General features: G+C 62.4%; 2 protein-coding genes. Both read left to right on the top strand.

The window, feature by feature from the left end:
* Positions 1-304 (top strand): hypothetical protein (locus tag AACY19_RS26850; RefSeq protein ID WP_339454518.1); only part of this gene is annotated, 304 nt, incomplete at its 5' end.
* A complete protein-coding gene (locus tag AACY19_RS26845; protein WP_339454517.1) occupies positions 301-540 on the top strand; it encodes a DUF2312 domain-containing protein in 240 nt (79 codons plus the stop codon). The genes AACY19_RS26850 and AACY19_RS26845, both read left to right, overlap by 4 nt.
* Positions 541-567: the final 27 nt, after the last annotated feature.

Here is a 567-nt window from a genome sequence, read left to right as displayed (position 1 = left end):
GGGCCGGTCACTTGTCCCGGACCATCTGTGGACCGGTGTCCGCGCGCATATCTTGCATGGCACATCCACCGGCAGCTTCCTCAGTGCCGTTTTCGCGAACGATCTGCTGAATGCGGCGACCAGCGCCGACGAGGTTTCGCTCGATCGCCTGCCGGACCTGATGCGGTTCCTGCACAATTACGCCCCCTTCCACTGCTGGGGCTCACGACGAGTGCGCGACCTTTGGCGCGAACTCGGCGGCGTTGGGCGACGTGCCTACGAGGATCCAAGGTTTGAACGCCTGAAAGAGGAAGCTGCGGCATGAGCGACAGCATTTCCGGCGACCAGCTCCGCTTGCTCATCGAGCGGTTCGAGCGCCTCGAGGAAGAGAAGAAGGGCATCGCTGACGACATCAAGGATGTCTACGGCGAGGCCAAATCGACCGGATTCGACGTCAAGACGATCCGCACCATCGTCCGCCTGCGCAAGATGGAAAAGCATCACCGCGACGAGGCCGAGGCGCTGCTCGAGACGTACAAGCAGGCGCTCGGCCTCGACTGACCGATCACCAAACATTGAGCGGGGACC

The sequence above is a fragment of the Pseudomonas sp. EA_5y_Pfl2_R50 genome (assembly GCF_963970475.1).
Taxonomy (GTDB): domain Bacteria; phylum Pseudomonadota; class Gammaproteobacteria; order Pseudomonadales; family Pseudomonadaceae; genus Aquipseudomonas.
This window is presented reverse-complemented; position numbering and strand designations above follow the sequence as displayed.